2 tRNA genes and 2 rRNA genes (2 of these 4 only partly in view) are annotated in these 2,500 nt (G+C 52.6%); all 4 read left to right on the top strand.

Annotated elements, in window-relative coordinates:
* Positions 1 to 588, top strand: a 16S ribosomal RNA gene (locus tag AB8A50_RS17800); it begins 899 nt to the left of the window's first position.
* Positions 589 to 789: 201 nt separating this feature from the next.
* Positions 790 to 866, top strand: a tRNA-Ile gene (locus AB8A50_RS17795).
* A gap of 107 nt (positions 867 to 973) precedes the next feature.
* Positions 974 to 1,049, top strand: a tRNA-Ala gene (locus AB8A50_RS17790).
* Positions 1,050 to 1,494: 445 nt separating this feature from the next.
* Positions 1,495 to 2,500, top strand: a 23S ribosomal RNA gene (locus AB8A50_RS17785); it runs 1,814 nt beyond the window's last position.
* The 16S and 23S rRNA genes sit together here with 2 tRNA genes alongside, the layout of an rRNA operon.

Here is a 2,500-nt window from a genome sequence, read left to right as displayed (position 1 = left end):
TTAATTCGACGCAACGCGCAGAACCTTACCAGCCCTTGACATGTCTATGACCGGTACCAGAGATGGAACCTTCCCTTCGGGGCATAGAGCACAGGTGCTGCATGGCTGTCGTCAGCTCGTGTCGTGAGATGTTGGGTTAAGTCCCGCAACGAGCGCAACCCCCGTCCTTAGTTGCTACCATTTAGTTGAGCACTCTAAGGAGACTGCCGGTGATAAGCCGCGAGGAAGGTGGGGATGACGTCAAGTCCTCATGGCCCTTACGGGCTGGGCTACACACGTGCTACAATGGCGGTGACAATGGGATGCAAAAGGGCGACCTCTCGCAAATCTCAAAAAGCCGTCTCAGTTCGGATTGGGCTCTGCAACTCGAGCCCATGAAGTTGGAATCGCTAGTAATCGTGGATCAGCATGCCACGGTGAATACGTTCCCGGGCCTTGTACACACCGCCCGTCACACCATGGGAGTTGGTTCTACCTGAAGGCAGTGCGCTAACCGCAAGGGGGCAGCTGACCACGGTAGGGTCAGCGACTGGGGTGAAGTCGTAACAAGGTAGCCGTAGGGGAACCTGCGGCTGGATCACCTCCTTTCTAAGGATGGATCTTCAGAAGCTTGCTTCTATCGATCCTCTTTTGAAACATCAGTGGCCAGACATTGGATCAATGTTTGAGCTGCATAGGCGGGACACCGCCGTCTTCGTTTCTCTTTCTTCGCGGACGAACACACGCTGGGGCGTGCTTGGTCGTGCACCCGGCGAAAGCTGGTGCCACAAGCAGAGCCCTTTGTTGTTAGGGCTTGTAGCTCAGTTGGTTAGAGCGCGCGCTTGATAAGCGTGAGGTCGGAAGTTCAAGTCTTCCCAGGCCCACCATATTTGCGCGCTTTGCTTTCAAGGCTGCTGCTGACGTCGACATCACATGCGCAAGCATCACATCTGCAAAACGTGTTCTTTAGCGTTGAGCATTCGTCTTCTGGAACGGGGGCATAGCTCAGCTGGGAGAGCGCGTGCTTTGCAAGCATGAGGTCGTCGGTTCGATCCCGTCTGCCTCCACCAGAAACTTCTGATGGATGGCGACGTTGAGATCGTAACAAACATTCAGTGTGTTCAGACAGTGCGCGCCATATGGGCAGCGCCTGATTTAGTCCGCGGTATAACTTCGCTTGTCGGTCTTACGAGATCGACTGCGGGATTTATGACATCGTAAAGAGGAGATCGTTCCGAGGTTCGGATCTGCAAGCAATTGCGGGTGCCGCAATCATAATCTCCAGGAATTGAGTGCGAACGCTTTGCTTGCAAAGCTTCCGCATCTTTATTCCTTTTCAACGAAGCTTGACCGCCTCGTTGTCGGTTCGATCTTACGAAGCAAACTGGTCTTTCTAAATCATATCCAGCTGCATGAAGTGCGCACGGCTTGACGGCCGGCGTGCGGATTTTGCGTTTCGGCGCAAAGCAGCGTGCAGCAAACTCTGCCGAGTGTGTGGATATTGATAATGAGAGCAATCAAGTGTCTTAAGGGTATTCGGTGGATGCCTTGGCAATGAGAGGCGATGAAGGACGTGCTACGCTGCGATAAGCTATGGGGAGCCGCGAAGAGGCTTTGATCCATAGATTTCCGAATGGGGAAACCCACCTTCGATAGCCGAAACTCTAAGGTCATCATCACGCAAGTGAGGGTGGTTTTGGATTTTCGGTTATCAGTTGAAGGTATGAGACTCCTGAATACATAGGGGGTTTCAAGCGAACCCGGGGAACTGAAACATCTAAGTACCCGGAGGAAAGGACATCAACAGAGACTCCGTTAGTAGTGGCGAGCGAACGCGGACCAGGCCAGTGGCATATCAAAGACAACCGGAACCAGTCAGGAAAGCTGGACCTCAGAGGGTGATAGTCCCGTACGGGTAATGCAATGATATGTCCTTGAGTAAGGCGGGACACGTGAAATCCTGTCTGAACGTGGGGGGACCACCCTCCAAGCCTAAGTACTCCTCATTGACCGATAGCGAACTAGTACCGTGAGGGAAAGGTGAAAAGCACCCCGACGAGGGGAGTGAAATAGACCTGAAACCGGATACCTACAAACAGACGGAGCCCAAGATACGTTCTGGGTGACGTCGTACCTTTTGTATTATGGGCCAGCGACTTAATTTAACGAGCAAGCTTAAGCCGATAGGTGTATGCGCAGCGAAAGCGAGTCTGAATAGGGCGCTAAGTTCGTTGTATTAGACCCGAAACCTAGTGATCTAGCCATGGGCAGGTTGAAGGTGAGGTAACACTCACTGGAGGACCGAACGGGTGTCTGTTGAAAAAGACTCCGATGACCTGTGGTTAGGGGTGAAAGGCCAATCAAACTGGGAAATAGCTGGTTCTCCGCGAAAGATATTTAGGTATCGCCTCGGATGAATACCTCAGGGGGTAGAGCACTGAATGGGCTAGGGGGACTTACCGTCTTACCAACCCCAATCAAACTCCGAATACCTGAGAGTACTATCCGGGAGTCACACAGC

The sequence above is a fragment of the Tardiphaga sp. 841_E9_N1_2 genome (genome assembly GCF_051811065.1).
In the GTDB taxonomy this organism is placed as follows: Bacteria; Pseudomonadota; Alphaproteobacteria; order Rhizobiales; family Xanthobacteraceae; genus Tardiphaga; species Tardiphaga robiniae.
This window is presented reverse-complemented; position numbering and strand designations above follow the sequence as displayed.